General features: G+C 49.6%; 19 protein-coding genes. All 19 read right to left on the reverse strand.

Going from position 1 to position 18,283, the window contains the following annotated elements:
- Nucleotides 1-11: 11 nt before the first annotated feature.
- A complete protein-coding gene (locus GILYN3_RS04785; protein ID WP_049721784.1) occupies nt 12-407 on the reverse strand; it encodes a DUF2802 domain-containing protein in 396 nt (131 codons plus the stop codon).
- 9 nt (nt 408-416) lie between these two features.
- Complete coding sequence (locus tag GILYN3_RS04790; RefSeq protein WP_049721785.1) at nt 417-902, reverse strand: chemotaxis protein CheW; 486 nt, start codon at nt 900-902, stop codon at nt 417-419.
- Nucleotides 903-1,125: 223 nt separating this feature from the next.
- Nucleotides 1,126-2,001 (reverse strand): chemotaxis protein CheW, encoded by an 876-nt coding sequence (locus GILYN3_RS04795; RefSeq protein ID WP_049721786.1) that lies wholly within the window; start codon nt 1,999-2,001, stop codon nt 1,126-1,128.
- Nucleotides 1,998-2,819 (reverse strand): ParA family protein, encoded by an 822-nt coding sequence (locus GILYN3_RS04800; RefSeq protein WP_049721787.1) that lies wholly within the window; start codon nt 2,817-2,819, stop codon nt 1,998-2,000. Before GILYN3_RS04800 ends, GILYN3_RS04795 begins: the two co-directional genes overlap by 4 nt.
- Before the next feature lie 121 nt (nt 2,820-2,940).
- Nucleotides 2,941-3,807, reverse strand: a complete 867-nt coding sequence (motD, locus tag GILYN3_RS04805) for a flagellar motor protein MotD (protein ID WP_049721788.1) — start codon at nt 3,805-3,807, stop codon at nt 2,941-2,943.
- 11 nt (nt 3,808-3,818) lie between these two features.
- The gene (locus GILYN3_RS04810; protein ID WP_049721789.1) at nt 3,819-4,559 is read right to left on the reverse strand and encodes a flagellar motor protein; all 741 of its coding nucleotides are present in this window, start codon (nt 4,557-4,559) and stop codon (nt 3,819-3,821) included.
- Nucleotides 4,559-5,635 carry a protein-glutamate methylesterase/protein-glutamine glutaminase gene (locus GILYN3_RS04815; protein ID WP_049721790.1) on the reverse strand — a complete coding sequence of 359 codons (1,077 nt, stop codon included), beginning with the start codon at nt 5,633-5,635 and terminating at the stop codon, nt 4,559-4,561. The genes GILYN3_RS04810 and GILYN3_RS04815 overlap by 1 nt, the downstream gene beginning before the upstream one ends.
- 64 nt (nt 5,636-5,699) lie before the next feature.
- Nucleotides 5,700-7,919, reverse strand: a complete 2,220-nt coding sequence (locus GILYN3_RS04820; RefSeq protein ID WP_049721791.1) for a chemotaxis protein CheA — start codon at nt 7,917-7,919, stop codon at nt 5,700-5,702.
- Between the two features lie 11 nt (nt 7,920-7,930).
- Nucleotides 7,931-8,722, reverse strand: coding sequence for a protein phosphatase CheZ (locus tag GILYN3_RS04825; RefSeq protein ID WP_049721792.1), 792 nt, complete (start codon nt 8,720-8,722; stop codon nt 7,931-7,933).
- Nucleotides 8,723-8,760: 38 nt separating this feature from the next.
- Nucleotides 8,761-9,144, reverse strand: coding sequence for a chemotaxis response regulator CheY (cheY, locus tag GILYN3_RS04830; RefSeq protein WP_049721793.1), 384 nt, complete (start codon nt 9,142-9,144; stop codon nt 8,761-8,763).
- Nucleotides 9,145-9,285: 141 nt separating this feature from the next.
- Entirely contained in the window at nt 9,286-10,029 is a 744-nt protein-coding gene (locus GILYN3_RS04835) for an RNA polymerase sigma factor FliA (RefSeq protein ID WP_049721794.1), read from the reverse strand.
- Between the two features lie 3 nt (nt 10,030-10,032).
- On the reverse strand, nt 10,033-10,860 hold the full coding sequence (locus GILYN3_RS04840; RefSeq protein WP_049721795.1) for a MinD/ParA family protein: 828 nt from the start codon (nt 10,858-10,860) through the stop codon (nt 10,033-10,035).
- An 87-nt stretch (nt 10,861-10,947) separates the two neighbouring features.
- Nucleotides 10,948-12,336: a flagellar biosynthesis protein FlhF gene (gene flhF, locus GILYN3_RS04845; protein ID WP_049721796.1), complete on the reverse strand. Its 1,389-nt coding sequence runs from the start codon at nt 12,334-12,336 to the stop codon at nt 10,948-10,950.
- A gap of 20 nt (nt 12,337-12,356) precedes the next feature.
- On the reverse strand, nt 12,357-14,558 hold the full coding sequence (gene flhA, locus GILYN3_RS04850) for a flagellar biosynthesis protein FlhA (RefSeq protein WP_049721797.1): 2,202 nt from the start codon (nt 14,556-14,558) through the stop codon (nt 12,357-12,359).
- Nucleotides 14,559-14,661: 103 nt separating this feature from the next.
- Nucleotides 14,662-15,795 carry a flagellar biosynthesis protein FlhB gene (flhB, locus tag GILYN3_RS04855; protein WP_049721798.1) on the reverse strand — a complete coding sequence of 378 codons (1,134 nt, stop codon included), beginning with the start codon at nt 15,793-15,795 and terminating at the stop codon, nt 14,662-14,664.
- Nucleotides 15,795-16,577 (reverse strand): flagellar biosynthetic protein FliR, encoded by a 783-nt coding sequence (fliR, locus tag GILYN3_RS04860; protein WP_049721799.1) that lies wholly within the window; start codon nt 16,575-16,577, stop codon nt 15,795-15,797. Before fliR ends, flhB begins: the two co-directional genes overlap by 1 nt.
- Before the next feature lie 4 nt (nt 16,578-16,581).
- Nucleotides 16,582-16,851 carry a flagellar biosynthesis protein FliQ gene (fliQ, locus tag GILYN3_RS04865; protein WP_049721800.1) on the reverse strand — a complete coding sequence of 90 codons (270 nt, stop codon included), beginning with the start codon at nt 16,849-16,851 and terminating at the stop codon, nt 16,582-16,584.
- A gap of 8 nt (nt 16,852-16,859) precedes the next feature.
- Nucleotides 16,860-17,717 (reverse strand): flagellar type III secretion system pore protein FliP, encoded by an 858-nt coding sequence (gene fliP, locus GILYN3_RS04870; RefSeq protein WP_049721801.1) that lies wholly within the window; start codon nt 17,715-17,717, stop codon nt 16,860-16,862.
- A complete protein-coding gene (gene fliO, locus GILYN3_RS04875) occupies nt 17,707-18,282 on the reverse strand; it encodes a flagellar biosynthetic protein FliO (RefSeq protein WP_049721802.1) in 576 nt (191 codons plus the stop codon). The genes fliP and fliO overlap by 11 nt, the downstream gene beginning before the upstream one ends.
- Nucleotide 18,283 lies beyond the last annotated feature (1 nt).

An 18,283-nucleotide genomic window follows, 5' to 3' on the forward strand; every position in this document is an offset into this window, starting at 1 on the left:
TTAATGAGTTGTTATTGTTTTTGGCTCCGCAAGGCATCAAGCAAAGAGGTTTCGGCGCGTGACAAACCGCAGCGATTGGCGACCTCATCACGATCAACGCCGAGAGATAATAAATGCGTTGCCTCCGAGTAAGGCTTAAGTCGGGCCTCGCTACTGGGGGAGCCTGCTCGGGTATTTTTTGCTTCCATCGTGAGGATTCGCTGGCCCATGCCTTGAGCCCCGCTTTGCAGTAATACCAGCTCGCGCTCTAACCTTGTTAATCGTTGCTGCGTCTGCTCACTGTTGCGCGCCACTTTCTTTAAGACCCCGATTGACAAAACAAGTGCAAGCAGCGCTACGGCCAATCCAACACCGATTATTATCAAAATTTCATAAGGAGCCTCAGCAAGGGCGCTCATAGTAATCATTGGTGTACTCTAAATATCTTCGAGATCAGACCACTCTTCATTGGTCAGCAATTTATTCAGCTCAATCAAGATCAGTAGCTCGTCATTTTTATGACACACCCCCTGAATAAACTTAGCGCTCTCTTCATTGCCAACGTTGGGGGCCGTTTCGATCTCTGACTCGCGCAGATAAACCACCTCAGCTACGCTATCGACCAACATACCAATAACGTGGTTATCGGTCTCGATGATAACGATTCGGGTGTTGTCGGTAACCTCGCCTGCGGGCAGTGCAAAACGATGGCGAGTATCTATTACCGTAACCACGTTACCGCGCAAATTAATAATACCTAGTACATAGCTAGGCGCGCCCGGCACAGGGGCGATCTCGGAGTAACGCAGCACTTCTTGAACCTGCATAACGTTAATACCGTAGGTTTCACCATCCAGCCGAAAGGTTACCCACTGTAAAACCGCATCCTCGGCGTTTTGATGTTTATTGGCATTGTTTGCCATGGTCGCTCCTCGCACAAAATATTAGGCACTTGCCCAATATGCCACAATAATAAGCGGCACAGGTTAATTGGTTGCACATTACTTTATCTGCTGTAGTAAAGCGTATCGGCCATACTGCATATTTCTTCAGTGTAGGTTAAAAGATTCGCCACTGGGCCATCGCAAGACGCTGTTTCGCCTAAGTTTACTACAGCCTACCCAAACCACCTCGATTATAACGGCTCTATTTACGACTATTACGGTCGGCATCGGTTAACAACTTGCCCATCATCGGAATATCAAGCAACGCACACATGTGCTCTTTAACCGTTCCGGCCAACCAAGCCCGCTTAGAGCGTGAGCTACGCCATTTCACATCGTCGGGGGCGAGCCGCATGGGCTGCTCGACCTTGTCGACCGCCAGCCCCCACGGCACGCCATTAATGGAGACCACATATTGAGCTGTATCTACAAAGCTTGGATCATAACGTTCAGGCATAACAAATTTTGCGGTGTTAATGGTACGCACCTTACCCGAAGGGGTTGGCTGTAACCCCATAAACCAGTCGGCCTGACCAAACAATGGGGTCAGCTCATCGGTTAACGGTTGAATTTGTCCTAGCGTTATCAGCGGCACCGCTAAGGTTAAGCCGCTGACGGTAAAAAGGAGCACCTCAAAAGGCTCCTGCGCCCACACAGGCCGGCCATTTTCATGCCATTGCAACGCTTCGTCGAGGGCGGACTGATGCTCCGTTAGTGCTGTATCGCTAGCTGTATCTGCGATTAGATCGTTTGTCTCTGGCACATCGGACTTAACGCTAGGCGCGACAGCCGTTGCTGTTTTAACCGACGGCGCCACGACTTTAGGCGCGGTCTCGGGCTCGGCATGCTGCGCTACAGTTGCACGAGCACTGTACAGCAGCTGTTGTAATTGGTCGCGACGCTCGTTGTCATCTAGCAGTTGAGTTTTAGATTCAACAATTGGCGGCGTGTCCGGCGCTGCCTGCAGGGGTTTCTCTGCAGCCGCTTGCAATGGTTTCTGAGCGCGTCCGGTATGCGCGGGTACCGGCGGCTCGCTAAGCAGCTCATTGAGATAATCTTGTAAAATCCCACTGCTCACGGTGCAACTCCTGCCGCTTGTTTGGCGGCCGATGCTTGCCGCAATCTCAACCATTTATACAGTGAGCGATACGCTTCGACCCCACGACTTTGCGGCTCATAGATATTGGGGGGAACTCCCGCTTTGCTGGCATCGCGAAACTTAGTATCGATCGGGATCTTACCCGGCCAGGTGTGCTCGGGGTAATCATGCCGAATCGTGCGCATCGTGCTAACCGAGGCTTGAGTGCGCCGGTCAAACAGTGCTGGGACAATCGTATAGTTAAGTGTTTGACGTCTAGATTTACCCATCATATTTAAAGTGTTAACCATTCGCTCTAAGCCTTTCAGAGCCAAAAACTCGGTTTGCACCGGAATCAACAGCTCATCGCAGGCGGCCAGAGCGTTAACCATGAGTACGCCCAATAACGGTGGGGTATCAATAATCACTACATCGTAATCATCGATCAATAATTCTAGCGCACGCTTCACCACCAAGCCTAAGCCATCGGGGCCTAGCGCCCGCCGCTCTAATGTGGCTAACGCTGTGGATGCTGGCAACACGTCAATGTTGGGGTAATCGGTTGAGAAGATCAGTGATTTTACAAAACGGTGAGCATTAACTGGCGCATCGCTTAAACACTCGCGCTCCGCAAACAAGGTAAAAGCACTGCGAGTTAAAGTGTCGGGGTCTTGACGAAAATAACTGGTTAAAGAGCCGTGCGGGTCGAGATCGAGCAGCAGGACACGCACTTGCTCGGCAGCCAAGCCGCCGAGTGCCACGCTGGTGGTTGTTTTACCTACCCCACCTTTTTGGTTAGCGATTGTCCAGACTTTCACAACACCCCTCACAAATGCATTTAAAACGTCAATCTAACGTCATCTTAACGTTGATCGACACCGAGTATTTAACCTAGAGCAAAGATCGTGCCGCGTAGTAATAACGACGCCGAGAACTAGTTTATTGGCCGTTATTAGTACGCGGTAGGTCAGGGTCGCTACTGTAGAGCAACGCACCGCCGTCAAGTTCTACCGGCTTAATGTCGGCACTGGGCAAGGTCGGCTTGGGGTTGTCAGCGCTGTTAATGTTAGTGGTTATCGCTTGCGGTCGAACCCGGTGATCACGCGCAATCATAATGGCGACACGGCGGTTTTTCGTGCGTCCATCAGCGGTGTCATTACTGGCGACAGGTTGATACTTACCGTACCCTACAGCCGCTAAACGTGCTGGCCCTACTCCTGCGTCAATAAGCCATTTGACGATAGCCGCTGCCCGCGCCGCCGACAACTCCCAATTGCTTGGATAGCGACTAGTTTGAATTGGCACATTGTCAGTAAACCCTTCAATTTGCACAGGGTTATCCACGCTGGAGATAATCTCGGCAACACGAGTGAAGATTTCCCGCGCGGCATTACTTACATCGGCACTGCCGGATGAAAATAAAATACTATCGCGCAACTCCACCTGCAACCACATCTCATTGCTTGAAACCTGCATTAACTGGTCGTCGATCAGCTCAGCGAATTCTGATTTAAATGCCGCCTCAAGCTGATCAAGGTTACCTTTATGATCGCCTAATGGCGTGTTCGGAATTGGAGGTACTGCGGTGTTGTGCTGCCCTGTACCGAGTTTGGAGTGTGCCGTCCGCGGCGACGAATCAAACGCATCGGTTAAAGTGGATGACAATACCCGATATTTGCTTTCATTGACTTGTGAAATTGAGTACATCACCACAAAAAAAGCAAACAGCAACGTAATAAAGTCGGCATAACTCACCAGCCAGCGCTCGTGGTTGACGGTTAAGTCACGCGGGCGACGCCTAGGCATAACAACGCCTATTAATCGAGATAGCCACTCAATCGAACCTCTATAGCGCGGGGGTTTTCACCGTTGGCAATACCTAGCACACCCTCGATAAACATTTCACCATAACGGATCTCGCGATCAACACACATTCGCAATTTATTGGCGATTGGTAAAAACAGTAAATTTGCCAGTGCCACACCATAAATTGTTGCAACAAAAGCAACGGCAATGCCTGGGCCTAGTTGTTCGGGATCGGCAAGATTGCGCATGACGTGAATTAACCCCATCACCGCTCCCAAAATACCTATTGTGGGAGCGTAGCCGCCCATACTTTCGTAAAATTTTACGGCATCCAAATGATTTTGTTCCGAGAGTATTAAGTCACCCTCCATAACGCGACGAATGGTGTCAGGCTCATTACCGTCAACCAGAAGAGTCAACGCTTTTTGCGCTACAGGATCGGTTTCGTTATCGGCCAGCTTTTCTAACCCCAGCAACCCTTCTTTACGCGCGGTTATCGACCAAGCGGTGATTTTATCCATGCCTTGCTGATAATCCCACTGCGGTGGGCGAAACACCCAGATGATCATCCGTAAGGCACGCATCAAACACGTTTTGGGCGTTTGCAGCATAGCGGCACCAGCGGTTCCGCCAATAACAATAAATGCAGCGGGGAAATTACTCAGCGAGGCCAAGGTGCCGCCCTCGATAAAATTACCACCGATAATAGCGGCAAAACCAAGCAATACACCTACAATACTCAGTATATCCATCAGCGCACCTCAGCAGCCAATGCCGGCCCGATCTCTTTTAAACTTAACACTCGATCGGTTAGATTTTCGCGAGCAACTGCCATAGGCATACCGTAAATAACACAGCTGTCTTTATCTTGCCCCCAGATTTGTGCGCCGCGTTGTTTTAGCAGCCCGGCCCCTTTGCAACCGTCTGAGCCCATGCCGGTTAATACCACACCCAACACTCTGTCAGCGTAAGTATTGGCGGCAGATCCAAAAGTGATGTCTAGGCTTGGCTTGTAATTAACCCGCGCGTCATCGGCTAAAATTTTAACCACACCGCGACGATCAATCATCATTTGTTTGCCACCAGGAGCTAACAGTGCCAAGCCAGGCTTTATATGATCGCCATCGACAGCTTCTCGGACTTCAATAGCGCACTGTTTGTTTAAACGTTCGGAAAATGCACGAGTAAAATTTTCTGGCATGTGCTGCACCAATAAAATCGGTACATTAAAACTTGCCGGCAAACACGACAGCACCTCCATCAAAGCCACTGGGCCACCAGTAGATGCGCCAATCACCACTAAGTTAGGCTTTGGGTAGCTAACACGAGCTCGGGGATTTGAGTCTCTGGATGCCACTTTTTGAGTAAAATCAATCTCAGGGTATTGTATGGAGTCGGGAGTTTTTGGCGCACTATTAATTGCTTTAGTGCTGCCGCCAGACAATGCCAACAAACGTTCATGCAACTTTTGTTTTAGCACTATCGAGTTGCGCGACACCTCGGCAAAATCTTTTGGCAAAAAATCGACTGCACCAGCCGCCAAAGCATCAAGAGTGATGCGCGCACCTTCATAGGTTAATGATGAAAACATCAAAATTGGCACTGACCGCTCTGCCATAATTGTGCGCACAGCAGTAACACCATCCATCACCGGCATTTCAAAATCCATGGTAATGACATCAGGCTTTAACGATCGCGCCAACTCAACGCCCTGTTGGCCGTTACTTGCAATGCCAACCACTTCAAGCTGGGGATTTTGATTGATAATATCTTTAAGACGAGATTGAAAAAACTGTGAATCGTCTACGATTAATACCCGTACGGGCATGCGAGGTACTCCATCCGTTTTAAATTATCAATCAACCCGCAACCGCCAATTACACCATTGGTTGTTACGAATTAGAGTAGCGTGCAAGCAAGCTTGGAACATCCAATATTAACGCAATAGTACCATCGCCGGTAATCGTCGCACCGGCCATGCCGGGTGTTCCCTGTAGCATTTTACCCAAAGGTTTAATAACCACCTCTTCTTGACCCACAAGCTGATCGACGACAAAACCTATGCGTCGGGTGCCAACAGTAACGATAACAACATGCCCCTCACCCATCGAGCGCGCATCAACTTTAGGCCCGCGGACAAGCCAATTTTTTAAGTAAAAAATGGGAATGGCCTGATCGCGCACCGCTACACACTCTTGCCCATCCACGACGTGAGATTTGCGTAAGTTCATATGAAATATCTCATTCACACTTACCAACGGCAACGCAAAAGTTTGGTTTTCGAGCATAACCATAAGCGTCGGCATAATCGCTAGCGTTAGCGGCACTTTGATATTAATACGCGTGCCCTTACCCAGCGTCGATTGAATTTCAATAGAGCCGTTTAGCTGATTAATTTTTGTTTTGACAACGTCCATGCCTACGCCACGGCCGGAGACATCGGATATTTCAACTTTAGTTGAAAAGCCCGGTGCAAAAATCAAATCAAAAGCTTCAGCATCAGATAAACGCTGCACGGCATCTTGGTCATACAAACCTTTGTTAACCGCAATCTGACGTAATTTATCGGGGTCCATACCTGCGCCGTCATCGGTGATCGACAGCAGGATATGATCACCTTCTTGCTCAGCAGCCAATATAACGCTGCCCTGACGAGGCTTGCCGTTTGCTTCACGCACATCAGGTAATTCGATACCATGATCAACCGAGTTGCGTACCAAATGGACCAGCGGATCGGCTAGTGCTTCAACTAAGTTTTTATCTAAATCGGTATCTTCACCCATTAAATCTAGGCTAATTTCTTTTTTCAAACTACGAGCCAAATCGCGCACAACTCGAGGGAATCGCCCAAAAACCTTTTTAATAGGCTGCATCCGAGTTTTCATAACCGATGACTGTAAATCGGCGGTAACTACATCGAGGTTGGCGACGGCTTTACTTAACGGTTCATTCTGTGCGCTATCGCCAAGCCGAACTAAGCGATTGCGCACCAACACCAGCTCACCCACCATGTTCATAATTTCATCCAACCGCTGGGTATCTACCCGCACAGTGGTTTCGGCTTGCGCAGGGCTTTTTGAGTTGGAGTCTTGTGCTTGCATTTTTTCTGCCGGCTGCCGAGCTTGTGGTTTGGCTTGCGCGACAGGCTGGGCAGCCGGTGCGGCTTTTTGTTCCGGCTCTTTTTTGCTAACCGCTGGTGTCGAGGGTTTCGACGCAGGTTTGTCAGTGGCAGCAGTCACTGCAGGCGCATTACCTTTACCATGCAGCTGATCGAGTAACGACTCAAATTCATCGTCTGTTATTTCATCGCTTGTGCTGGCCGATGCCGTAGAAGATGTATTTGCTTGGCTTACGCCAACCGCTGGAGCTTTGCCTTTGCCGTGCAGCTCATCAAGCAACGCTTCGAACTCATCATCGCTGATATTGTCGTTCGTGCTGGCTGGCACTGGCGCAGCAACACCAGGCCCTTGGCCTTTGCCGTGCAACTGATCGAGTAGAGCATCAAATTCATCCTCGCTCATATCGGCACTCGATTCGGAGTCGTTTTCTGCACTGCCCTCACTGGTAGTGCTAGATTCCCCGTTCAGGGCATCGAGTAATGTTTCGAACTCATCGTCGGTAATATCATTGCCGGCACGAACAGTATTATTAGCGCTAGCATTAGCTGTGGTGTTGCTGGCATCGGCAATCTGTGTCGCAGCTGCGCTAGCTTCGTGCAGATCTTCACAGGCAACCAGACGCTCTAAGGTGGCAATCAACTCTGGAGCTGGAGCGGTAAGCGACTCACCTTTAGAGACGTTATCGAATTGTCGATTAATAACATCAAGAGCTTCCAGCACAACGTCCATCAGCTCTGAGGTTACGCTGCGTTTACCATTTCTTAGAATATCAAATAAGTTTTCTGTGACATGGCAGCATTCAACCATTTCTGTGAGCTGTAAAAAACCTGCACCTCCTTTTACCGTATGAAAGCCACGGAAAATAGCGTTGAGGAGCTCGGAGTCGTCGGGCTGACGCTCAAGCTGAACCAACTGCTCAGAGAGGTTTTCAAGTATTTCTCCCGCCTCGACTAAAAAGTCTTGGAGAATCTCTTCGTCTTCACCAAACCCCATTTATGAACCCCTCAAAAGCCGAGACTGGAAAGCAAGTCATCCACATCATCTTGACTGGAAACCACATCATTTTTACTGGTATCTATTTGCGGGCCTTCGCCATTAGGGCGATCGGTTACGCGAGCCTTACCTTCGTTATCGGCGTCTACTTGCAGACCTGTAATTTCTTCTACTTGTCCAGCAATTCGCACTAGGCTCACCAAGTCTTGTTCGACTTCGGCAATCAGTGCCATAACTCTTTTAAGAACTTGCCCGGTTAAATCCTGAAAACCTTGCTCTAGAATAATTTCTTGTAAATTGCGTCCCAGCAGTTCGGTGCCTGAGTCCATTTGCCCAAGAAAATCATCCATCCTCGAATACAGTGAGCGAAACTCTTCCGCATTCATATCGCCGCCTTTTAAGCGAACCCATTCTGTGCGCAAGGACTTGGCTTCCTGGCCAAGATTCATAGCAATAGGAGCAGCTTCTTCCACCATGTCCATGGTTTTGTCGGCAGCTTTTTGAGTCAGTTCGATAACATATTTTAAACGATCAGAAGCATCTCGGATTTCGGAGGTCTCAGCTGAAGGCTCACCATTAATATCACCATCGACATTAAAATTGACTATGGCACTGTGCAGTCCGCGAGTTAAACGGCCAACCGACTGATATAAATGTTTATTGCGAGATTCTGTAATGGATTCGATTAAACGCGAGGCCTCATCAAAGTCATTGCCTTGCAGTTTTTCGACTAACAGGCTGGCACTTTCTTTGATCTCTTTGACAAAAAACTCATTGTCCTTTTCTTGTGTATCAGAAGTCATCGCTGTGCCTTATTGTTGACAACGTAGCGGGTCGGATATTAACCAACTCGCTCGAAGATTTTTTCAATCTTTTCTTTTAGAGCCGCAGCTGTAAAAGGTTTTACCACATAGCCATTCACACCCGCTTGGGCGGCCTCAACGATCTGATCGCGTTTGGCCTCGGCGGTCACCATAAGTACAGGTAACGAGCCGAGCTTTTCATCGGCGCGCACTGCACGCAGCAGATCGATACCGCTCATGCCTGGCATGTTCCAATCGGTGATTAAAAAATCAAATCCACCACTTTTCAGCATAGGCAGCCCGGTAAGGCCATCATCTGCTTCTTGAGTATTGGTGAAGCCTAAGTCGCGCAATAAGTTTTTAATGATCCGTCGCATTGTCGAAAAGTCATCGACAATGAGAATCTTCATGTTTTTATCCAATGCATCCTCCGTCTACCCGCCCCGGGAGTGTATTTAACACAAGTTCGATGATACGCCGACACCGGCTCCGTAATGCTTTTACTAAAAACGGCTGCCTTATGTGCCAGCGAGCCGAGAAATTACTGGGAATTTGTCTATTGGTCAATCAGTTCTCCCCCAATCTGATAATCTTGCTCGCAGCCGCGCTGCTGCCTGAGAGTGTATCTGACTTACCCGCGACTCGCTAACGCCTAAAATTTGACCAATTTCTTTTAGGTTCAATTCTTGATCGTAATAAAGTGCCAGCACCATTTTTTCTCGTTCGGGCAATAAGGTTATCGCCTGCGCAAGCGATTGCTTTAGGCTTGATGAGGTAAAAGTTTCTTGTGGGTTGGCAAACTCACTGGTGGTGGCAATGTCGACGGCGTTGGCGTCATCGTCAAAGGTCTCTTCGTAGCTAAACAATCGGCTGGCATTGGTGTCGTTAATAATACTGTAGTATTCATCCAGCTCGACACCAAGTTCGGCAGCCACTTCGGCATCTTCGGCATCACGCCCTTCGCGGCCTTCTACTCGGCTAATAGCGTCAGAAACTCGACGGCTATTGCGATGTACCGAACGAGGAGCCCAATCTCCTCGGCGCATCTCGTCAATAATGGCGCCGCGAATACGAATACCTGCGTAGGTTTCAAAGCTTGCGCCTTTACTGCCATCGTACTTCTGCGCCGCCTCTAATAACCCGATCATTCCAGCTTGGATTAAATCATCCAGTTGTACGCTGGCCGGCATTCGCGCCATCATATGATAGGCAATTCGTTTAACGAGGTCCGCGTAGTCTTCAACGCGAATCGCACTTTCACGCTTTTCTGTCTCCGTGTACATAGCTAACCCGCTTGCTGCGTTCATGGACTAATACTCCGGGGTTGTTACCTGTAACAACCGTTCGACAAAAAACTCTAACCGGCCCGATGGACCGCTTGGCAAAGGCCAATTGTCGACTCTCTCGGCTAGCAATTTTATGGCTTGCGATACCTTGGAGTGTGGTGCGTACTCCAGTACAGCCTGCTGTCGCTGCACCGCTTTACGTACGGATTCATCAAAAGGCACCTGCCCTACGTACTGCAATGCGACATCCAAGAACCTCTCGCAAACACCGCTGAGTTTATTGTATAAATGCTGTCCTTCGACGCTGGTTCGCGTCATATTGGCCACCACTCGAAAGCGCTGCACACCGTATTCTTTATTGAGCAACTTGATCAAAGCGTAAGCATCTGTAATCGATGATGGCTCATCACACACGACGACTAAAATTTCATTGGCGGCGCGCGCAAAACTCACCACGGAATCAGATATGCCCGCCGCGGTGTCGATAATAAGTACATCTATTTGACTGCTTAGCTCGCTAAAAGCGGTGATCAACCCCGCGTGTTCGGCCTCGCTCAAATGAGCCATACGTTGCACACCTGAGGCTGCTGGGACAATTTTGACACCGCTGGGACCGGTGACCATCACCTCTTCTAATGAATGGGTGCCTGCAAGTACATCAGCCAGAGTAAATTTAGGGCTAATGCCTAATAGGACATCGACATTTGCCAGCCCCAAGTCAGCATCCATTAATACCACCCGACGACGTAATTGTGCCAGCGCAATACTCAGGTTTACCGATATATTGCTTTTCCCGACACCGCCTTTTCCACCGCTTACGGCGATGACTTGAACTGGGCGACTTTGGCTCATGTTATAGATCTCTTTGTCTGCTTAGGCCATACCATTACACCGACGGCCACTTTCGGCAAGTATTATGCGATAAAACGATTAGCTTTTTTAACCACGCGCTTGCGCACCATGTTGATTTTGTTGCGCCAATTGCACGGCCGCTGCGACGAGTTGATGACCTCGCGCAGGCGAAATGTCAGCCGGAATTTCTTGCCCGTTGGTAGTATAGGCGATCGGTAAGTTTGACCCTATTGCACAGCTCACCGCCTCTCCTAGGCTGGCAGTCTCATCCAGCTTGGTCAAAATACAACCACTTAATCCCGCGGCACTATAAGCATGACGCGATGCTTGCAGCATTTGCGCCTGACTGTTAGCCGGTAACACTAATAAGCTTTTGATTTTTGCAATTTCGGCCAGCTGCGCCATTTGTTGCTTCAGCTCGGGCGCGCCGTGGCGTAAACCAGGGGTGTCAATCAACACTAGTTCGCAGCGCCGTACAGAACGCAGCACACTCGATAGCGAGTTGTTCTCATCAACCACCCTGACCGGCACTTGTAAAATACTTGCCAGTGAGCGCAGCTGGTCGTGCCCAGCCAAGCGATAAGTATCAGTTGTTACCAGCGCCACTTTGTCGGCACCGTGCTCGAGCACATAACGTGCAGCAAGCTTGGCAATGGTCGTGGTTTTGCCAGCGCCGGTAGGACCAACCAAGGCGAACACACCACCTTGTGCGGTTAAATCTTGCTCTATGATCGGTACCGCTTTAGCCAAACGCGCCATGGCTTCGGGCCAGGCTTTTGCCAGCACTCGGCTTTTAAATGGTTGCTTTAGTAGCGACTCACAAACGCCAGCGGAAAATCCCATACGCTCAAAACGGCGGGTCAAGCTCGCAACTTGGCCACTGTTTGGGCCCGATGGAGGCGCACCAGCAAAACGGCTAAGCTGTTCTTCTAACAGCTCGCGCATCTGGGCGATCTCTTCGTGTAACTGGCCAATCTCATCATCGTCAGTTTTTGTTTTAGCACGGTGCGGAGCTTCATCAAGCAGGCCGTAACGCTCGGCCGCCGTTTGAATACGGGTAGGCGTAGCAGCTGGCTGAACGGCTTCGGGCGTTTCGCGTCGAGCGATACCCGCATTGATGACCTGGTTACTACCAAGGTATTCATCGGCCGATGCCGCCGCCTGTTGGCGGGCTATCCGTTGACGGTTAGCCATAGCAATTTCATCGTGAATCTCTTGCGCGCTAAGCGCCGATTTATGGCCACCGACACCAGCAAATACACTGCTGTCGGGAGCTGTAGGTTCTTGAGGGGAAGACGCTGCAGACATCGAGGTGGCCGTTGTTTGAGGGGCATCGGCTTGGGCCGCACTGGTCAAAATTTCTACGCCTTCGCGCACCCGGCGGCTCGACAAAATAATAGCATCGGAGCCCAGTTCCTGGCGCACCAGCTCAAGGGCGCGTCGCATATCTGTCGCAACAAAACGTTTAACTTGCATGTTATACCCTCTTCCCGCACTCAGCGATCGGCGGTTACCGACGCTTCAATCGAAATTTGTTTGTTGTCCGGTATCTCTGTGTAAGCCAGTACCGGCATATCTGGCAAGCTGTGGCGACAAAAGCGCGAAAGCATAGAGCGCAACGGTGCGGCGACTAATAATACCGCGGGCTTACCAGCAGCTTCTTGCTTGTGTGACGCCTCTTGCAAAGAACGCTGTAGCTTTTCGGCCAGAGCGGGTTCCACATACGCACCGTCATCCGCGCCAGCTTTTTGTGCCTGCACAACGGTATTCAGCAATAACTGTTCCAGTTCGGGACTTAAAGTGATAACTGGCACGCTAGGCGCCGTCCCCACTATGTTCTGGACGATTTGACGCCCGAGTGCGGCCCGCGCAGCGGCACTCAAAGCGGCGGGATCTTGACTCTTACTGGGATGGGCCGCCAATGCTTCGGCGATTGATCGCATATCCCGAATGGCGACTTTTTCACGTAATAGGTTTTGCAATACTTTAAGCAACGTATTCAGGCTTAGGGTGTTAGGCACCAGCTCCTCAACTAATTTGGGCGACGATTTAGCCAGCATATCCAATAACTTTTGAACGTCTTCGTGACCCAGCAGCTCGTGTACATGCTGTTGGAGAATTTGGTTTAAGTGAGTTGCCACCACGGTACTGGCGTCGACCACCGTATAGCCTAGGGTTTGGGCTTGTTCTTTTTGCGAGCTGGCAATCCACACCGCATCTAAGCCAAACGCAGGATCCTGGGTTTTAATGCCTTCAAGTTCGCCAAATACTTGACCCGGGTTAATCGCCAACTCCCGATCTGGATGCACTTCAGCCTCGGCGGCGGTAACTCCCATTAGCGTTAAGCGATAGCCGTTGGGCACCAGCTCTAGGTTGTCGCGGATGTGCACCGTGGGCACCAAAAAGCCCATGTCTTGCGAGAGCTTTTTACGCACGCCTTTAATCCGCCCAAGCAAAGCCCCGCCCTGACTTTTATCCACCATAGGAATTAGGCGGTAGCCCACCTCCAGGCCAATAATATCCACCGGCTGAACATCGTCCCAGTTAAGCTCTACCGATTGCTCACCGGGTGGCAAGGCTTTAGCGTGTTCCGCGATCTGAGCTTGCCCCCCCGCAGCAGGTGCATGAGCTGGGCGGCGGTCGTGACCTTTGGGAATATAATCTTCATCCAAGGCTTCTGGTTGGCCCTTACGCCAGTGAATATAGTAGGCCAAGGCACCGCATATGGCCGCAAGCCCCAAAAAAGCCACATGCGGCATACCGGGAATTATGCCCATAATAAACAAGATTGCCGCGGCTATTATCAGCGCCTTGGGCGAGTCAAACATTTGCGTCAGCACTTGGCTACGCATGTCCTGCGAGCTATTTACCCGAGTCACCAAAATGGCCGTTGCCGTTGACAGTAATAGCGAGGGTATCTGTGCAACCAAGCCATCACCAATAGTCAGTAACACGTATTTCTCTAGAGCATCAGAAAACTCTAGACTGTGCTGTACCATACCAATGCCGATACCGCCGATAATGTTAATCGCCAAAATCATAATGCCGGCAATCGCATCACCACGCACAAATTTACTGGCGCCATCCATTGCACCGTAAAAATCGGCCTCGCTGGCTACGTCTTCCCGGCGACGGCGGGCTTCTTCTTGCTCGATAAGCCCTGCGTTTAAGTCAGCATCAATCGCCATCTGTTTACCGGGCATTGCATCCAAGGTAAAACGTGCGCTTACCTCGGAGATCCGCCCTGCACCTTTAGTCACCACCACAAAGTTGATGATCATCAGGATTAAAAATACGACCAAACCTACGGCGAAATTACCACCAATAACCACCTCACCAAACGATTGAATCACCTTACCGGCGGCATCACCTCCCTCATGTCCCTTTAAAAGCACCACGCGGGTAGACGCCACGTTGAGCGCCAAACGCATCAAGGTGGCACCCAGCAAAATCGTTGGGAAAGCGGCAAAGTCCAGCGGCCGCATGGCGTAAATACCCACCAACAACACGACTATAGAAAGCGCAATATTGAATGAGAAGAAGGCGTCCAACAGAAATGCTGGGACAGGTAAAATCATCATGCCTAGTAGCATGATCAACAATATGGGGATACCGATATTGCCTTGACCAATGCCGCGCAATTGCAGCAAGGCATTCTTGCCGTTTTTTTTGTTAAATTGTCCGAGTGAAATGGCCATGTGTACGGTTTCTTGACGCCCCAAGTGATTTACACCTGGGGTATCGCAAGATCCGTACCCGTTTTAGCAAATAACCGTAAACTTTCGAATAACAGCTTATTTATTAATCGTATTGTAAGTCGCGCGGTACGTTAATCCGAGGGTACTGCGGCCGCTCACCACGGCCCCGGCGGTAATTACGCAAACCAAATACATAAGCCAACACTTGGGCAACCGCGACGTACAGGCCGGTAGGAATCGTTTCGTCGATATCTGTGGTGTGAAAAATCGAGCGTGCTAACATCGGCGACTCGATAATTTCAATCCCGTGTGCCTTGGCTATTTCGCGTATTTTAAAAGCGGTTTGATCCCCACCCTTTGCCACCATAATCGGCGTGGCCATTTTTTCGGGATCATATTTAAGGGCCACCGCATAGTGCGTCGGGTTAGTTATCACCACGTCAGCCTCGGGCACTTGCGACATCATTCGGCGCTGCGCCATTTCGCGCTGTAACTGCCTAATCCGGCCTTTAACTTCAGGCTTACCTTCACTGTCTTTACTCTCGTCTTTTATTTCCTGACGCGACATTTTTAATTTTTTACTGTGATCGGCAATCTGAAACGGCACATCAATTAATGCGATTATGATGGTTGCCGCCGCCATAATAATTGTGGTGACGCCACTAATATGTAACGACTCAGCCACTCCCATGCGCGTTTCTTCGCCAGCCAGCTGTAAAATGTCTTGCTGCCACACTTTAAGTGCAAAAATAGCAGCAAACATAATCGTAATGACTTTGCCCAAAGCTTTAAGCAGCTCGACCAGCGCCTTAAAAGCAAACATTCGCTTAAGGCCTGCGCCAAGACTCATGCGGCTCATTTTGGGCGCCATAGCTTTAGCGCTTAGCAGCCAACCACCCAACGCAATAGGCCCCACAACAGAGGCAATTAACAGCACCAAAAATAACGGGATAAGTGAGAATAGTCCCTCGGCAAAAGAGCTGGCTAGATGAGCAATCATCGCTTCGGGGTCGAACACTTCGGTACGACTAAGAGTGAAGTTGTGTCGTGTGAGCCCCATAATGCTGCCAGAGATCGACTCGGCAAAGGTATAAAGGCCAATGCTTCCTGCGAGTAAAATAAAGCTTGACGTCAAATCACGCGAGCGCGGTATTTGACCGTCCTCCCGTGCTTTCTCAAGTTTTCGCGGGGTTGCCTCTTCTGTCTTTTCCTGACTGCTCTCACCAGCTTCGGCCATTAGGGGAGCCTCAAAAGCTGTTCAGAAAAAATGGCCGCAGCGTTAAAAATAGAGCGGAAGTACGGCACAAACGCGGTTAGGCTCAGCCACATAAAAATTAAACCAAACACTAACGCGATCGGAAACCCGACGGTAAAAACATTAATTTGCGGTGCCGATCGATTCATGGTCCCAAATGCCATATTGATAACTAACAAGGCAGTAAACAGCGGCAGAACAAACACCAAGGCTGCGCTAAACATCCACGAGCCCATACCTACAATCATCCAAATGGCGTCATACCCTAATCCGGTACCGATGGGGATACTGGTAAAGCTGCGCACCACTAGGTCGATCACCAACAAATGGCCGTTAAAGATTAAAAATAATACGGTCGATAACAGCAAATAAAATTGCGATAACACCGTAACAGAAATGCCGTTACTCGGATCGTTCATCGAAGCGAAGCCCAAGCCCATTTTCATCGCCACCAGCTGCCCGGACAACACAAAAATATGCAGCACCACCTGAAAAACAAACCCCAACGACAACCCCACCAACACTTCTTGCATCACACGCAACATGGCCGGAACACCCAGCAGCTCAATCGCGGGGGCCGAAGCTAACATAGGACTTACGAGCATTGTAACCAACAGCGCCAACAGTATCCTCACTCGCGCCGGCACGGTGCGAGCGCCAATAATGGGTACCGCCATAAACATCGCGCCAATGCGAATAAACGGCCACAGATATTGACCAATAAATTGATAAAGCGCTGTCTCACTGAGTGCCAGAGGCTCCATTGTGCTAGCCTATTAACTGCGGTATGGCGTTGAAGAGACGATTAAATAAATCGCTAAGGCGAATTACCATCCAAGGCCCGGCCACCATAATGGTAATTAACATCACAATAAGGCGCGGCAAAAAACTCAAGGTTTGCTCGTTAATTTGTGTCGCGGCCTGAAACATACTCACAACCAAACCAACCATCAAGCTTGGCCCGACAATAACCAATACGATTAAAATCGTTAAGTACAAACCATCGGCAAACAAGCTAAGTGCTATCTCGGGCGTCATGTGTCCTCCTACACCCCAAAGCTTGCGGCCAAGGTGCCAATAATCATGGCCCAGCCATCGACTAACACAAACAGCATGATTTTAAACGGCAATGAAACAATTAACGGCGACAGCATCATCATCCCCATCGCCATCAAGACGCTGGCTACAACAATATCGATTACTAAAAAAGGAATAAATATAATAAAACCAATTTGAAATGCGGTTTTTAATTCACTGGTTACAAAAGCCGGCACCAGTATTGAAAACGGAGTATCTTGCGGCGTGGCAATCGGCTCGTTGCCGGCAATGCCGACAAACAACGCAATATCGCTTTCACGGGTTTGCGCCAACATAAAACTGTGGAATGGCTCGGCAGCCGAGGCCAGCGCCTGTTGTGCATTAACTTGCCCGTTAATGTAAGGCTGCAAGGCATTAGCGTTAACTTGCTCAAATACCGGCTTCATAATAAAGATTGTTAAAAATAACGACAGGCCTATTAGTATCTGATTAGACGGCGACTGCTGCAACCCGAGCGCTTGACGTAAAATTGAAAACACAATAATAATTCGAGTGAATGATGTCACCATCATTAACAATGCAGGCAAAAAAGTCAGCATCGTCATGATGCCAAGAATTTGTAGGGTTACCGAATACTCTTCGCTGCCATCGGCATTGGTTAACACCGTAAAAGCTGGCAAGCCAGGGATCGCTGGCAATGCACTAGCGGCAATATCGGTAGGTTGCGCAGGTGTTGGCTCCAGAGTGCTGGCTTGTTGCGCTTGCACTTGGGTGCTTATCAATAATGGCGCAAGGAGCAAAAACAACAACGCCTGACGACAAAAAAAGCGTAAAGAAAACAATCTTAGCAACCAACTAACGCTCATGGTCATGCCCTTGTTTATCATTATTACTGGCATATTTTGAATCTGTCTTTACGCCTGACTCAGGATCCAAGCTGGCCCCCTGCCCCCGCATAATACGCATAAGTTTTTGACTAAAATCCGAGCTCGCGCTGCCATCGACTTTGATAGCAGGTTCATCAAACACATGCAGCTGATTAATACTTTGTGCGGTCACACCCAACAAAATTTGGGTGTTGGCTATATCGACTACCAATAGGCGCTCGCGGGTGCCTAATGCCAAAGAAGCGACAACCTTCATATCGCCAGTGCGCGACCAACCACTTGCACCTGCGCGTTTTGCAAACCAAGCAAGGCCTAAAATTAACGCAATTATACCCAGCAAACCAAGCAGTACAGACAATATGGTTTCTGGGCCAACTGGGTTGATCGCAGCGCTCGAGGCAATGGTTGTTGCAACGGGTGAGGTGCTCGCCGTTAATGCCGCGTCATCAACCGAGTTGGCAGCCGCGACAAGTGTTAACGGCATGCTGCCGGCCAAAAACAAACCGACTCCGGCGGTTAAAAATAATATTTTTTTTTGCCTCATA

The sequence above is a fragment of the Gilvimarinus polysaccharolyticus genome, from assembly GCF_001187555.1.
GTDB classification, from domain to species: domain Bacteria; phylum Pseudomonadota; class Gammaproteobacteria; order Pseudomonadales; family Cellvibrionaceae; genus Gilvimarinus; species Gilvimarinus polysaccharolyticus.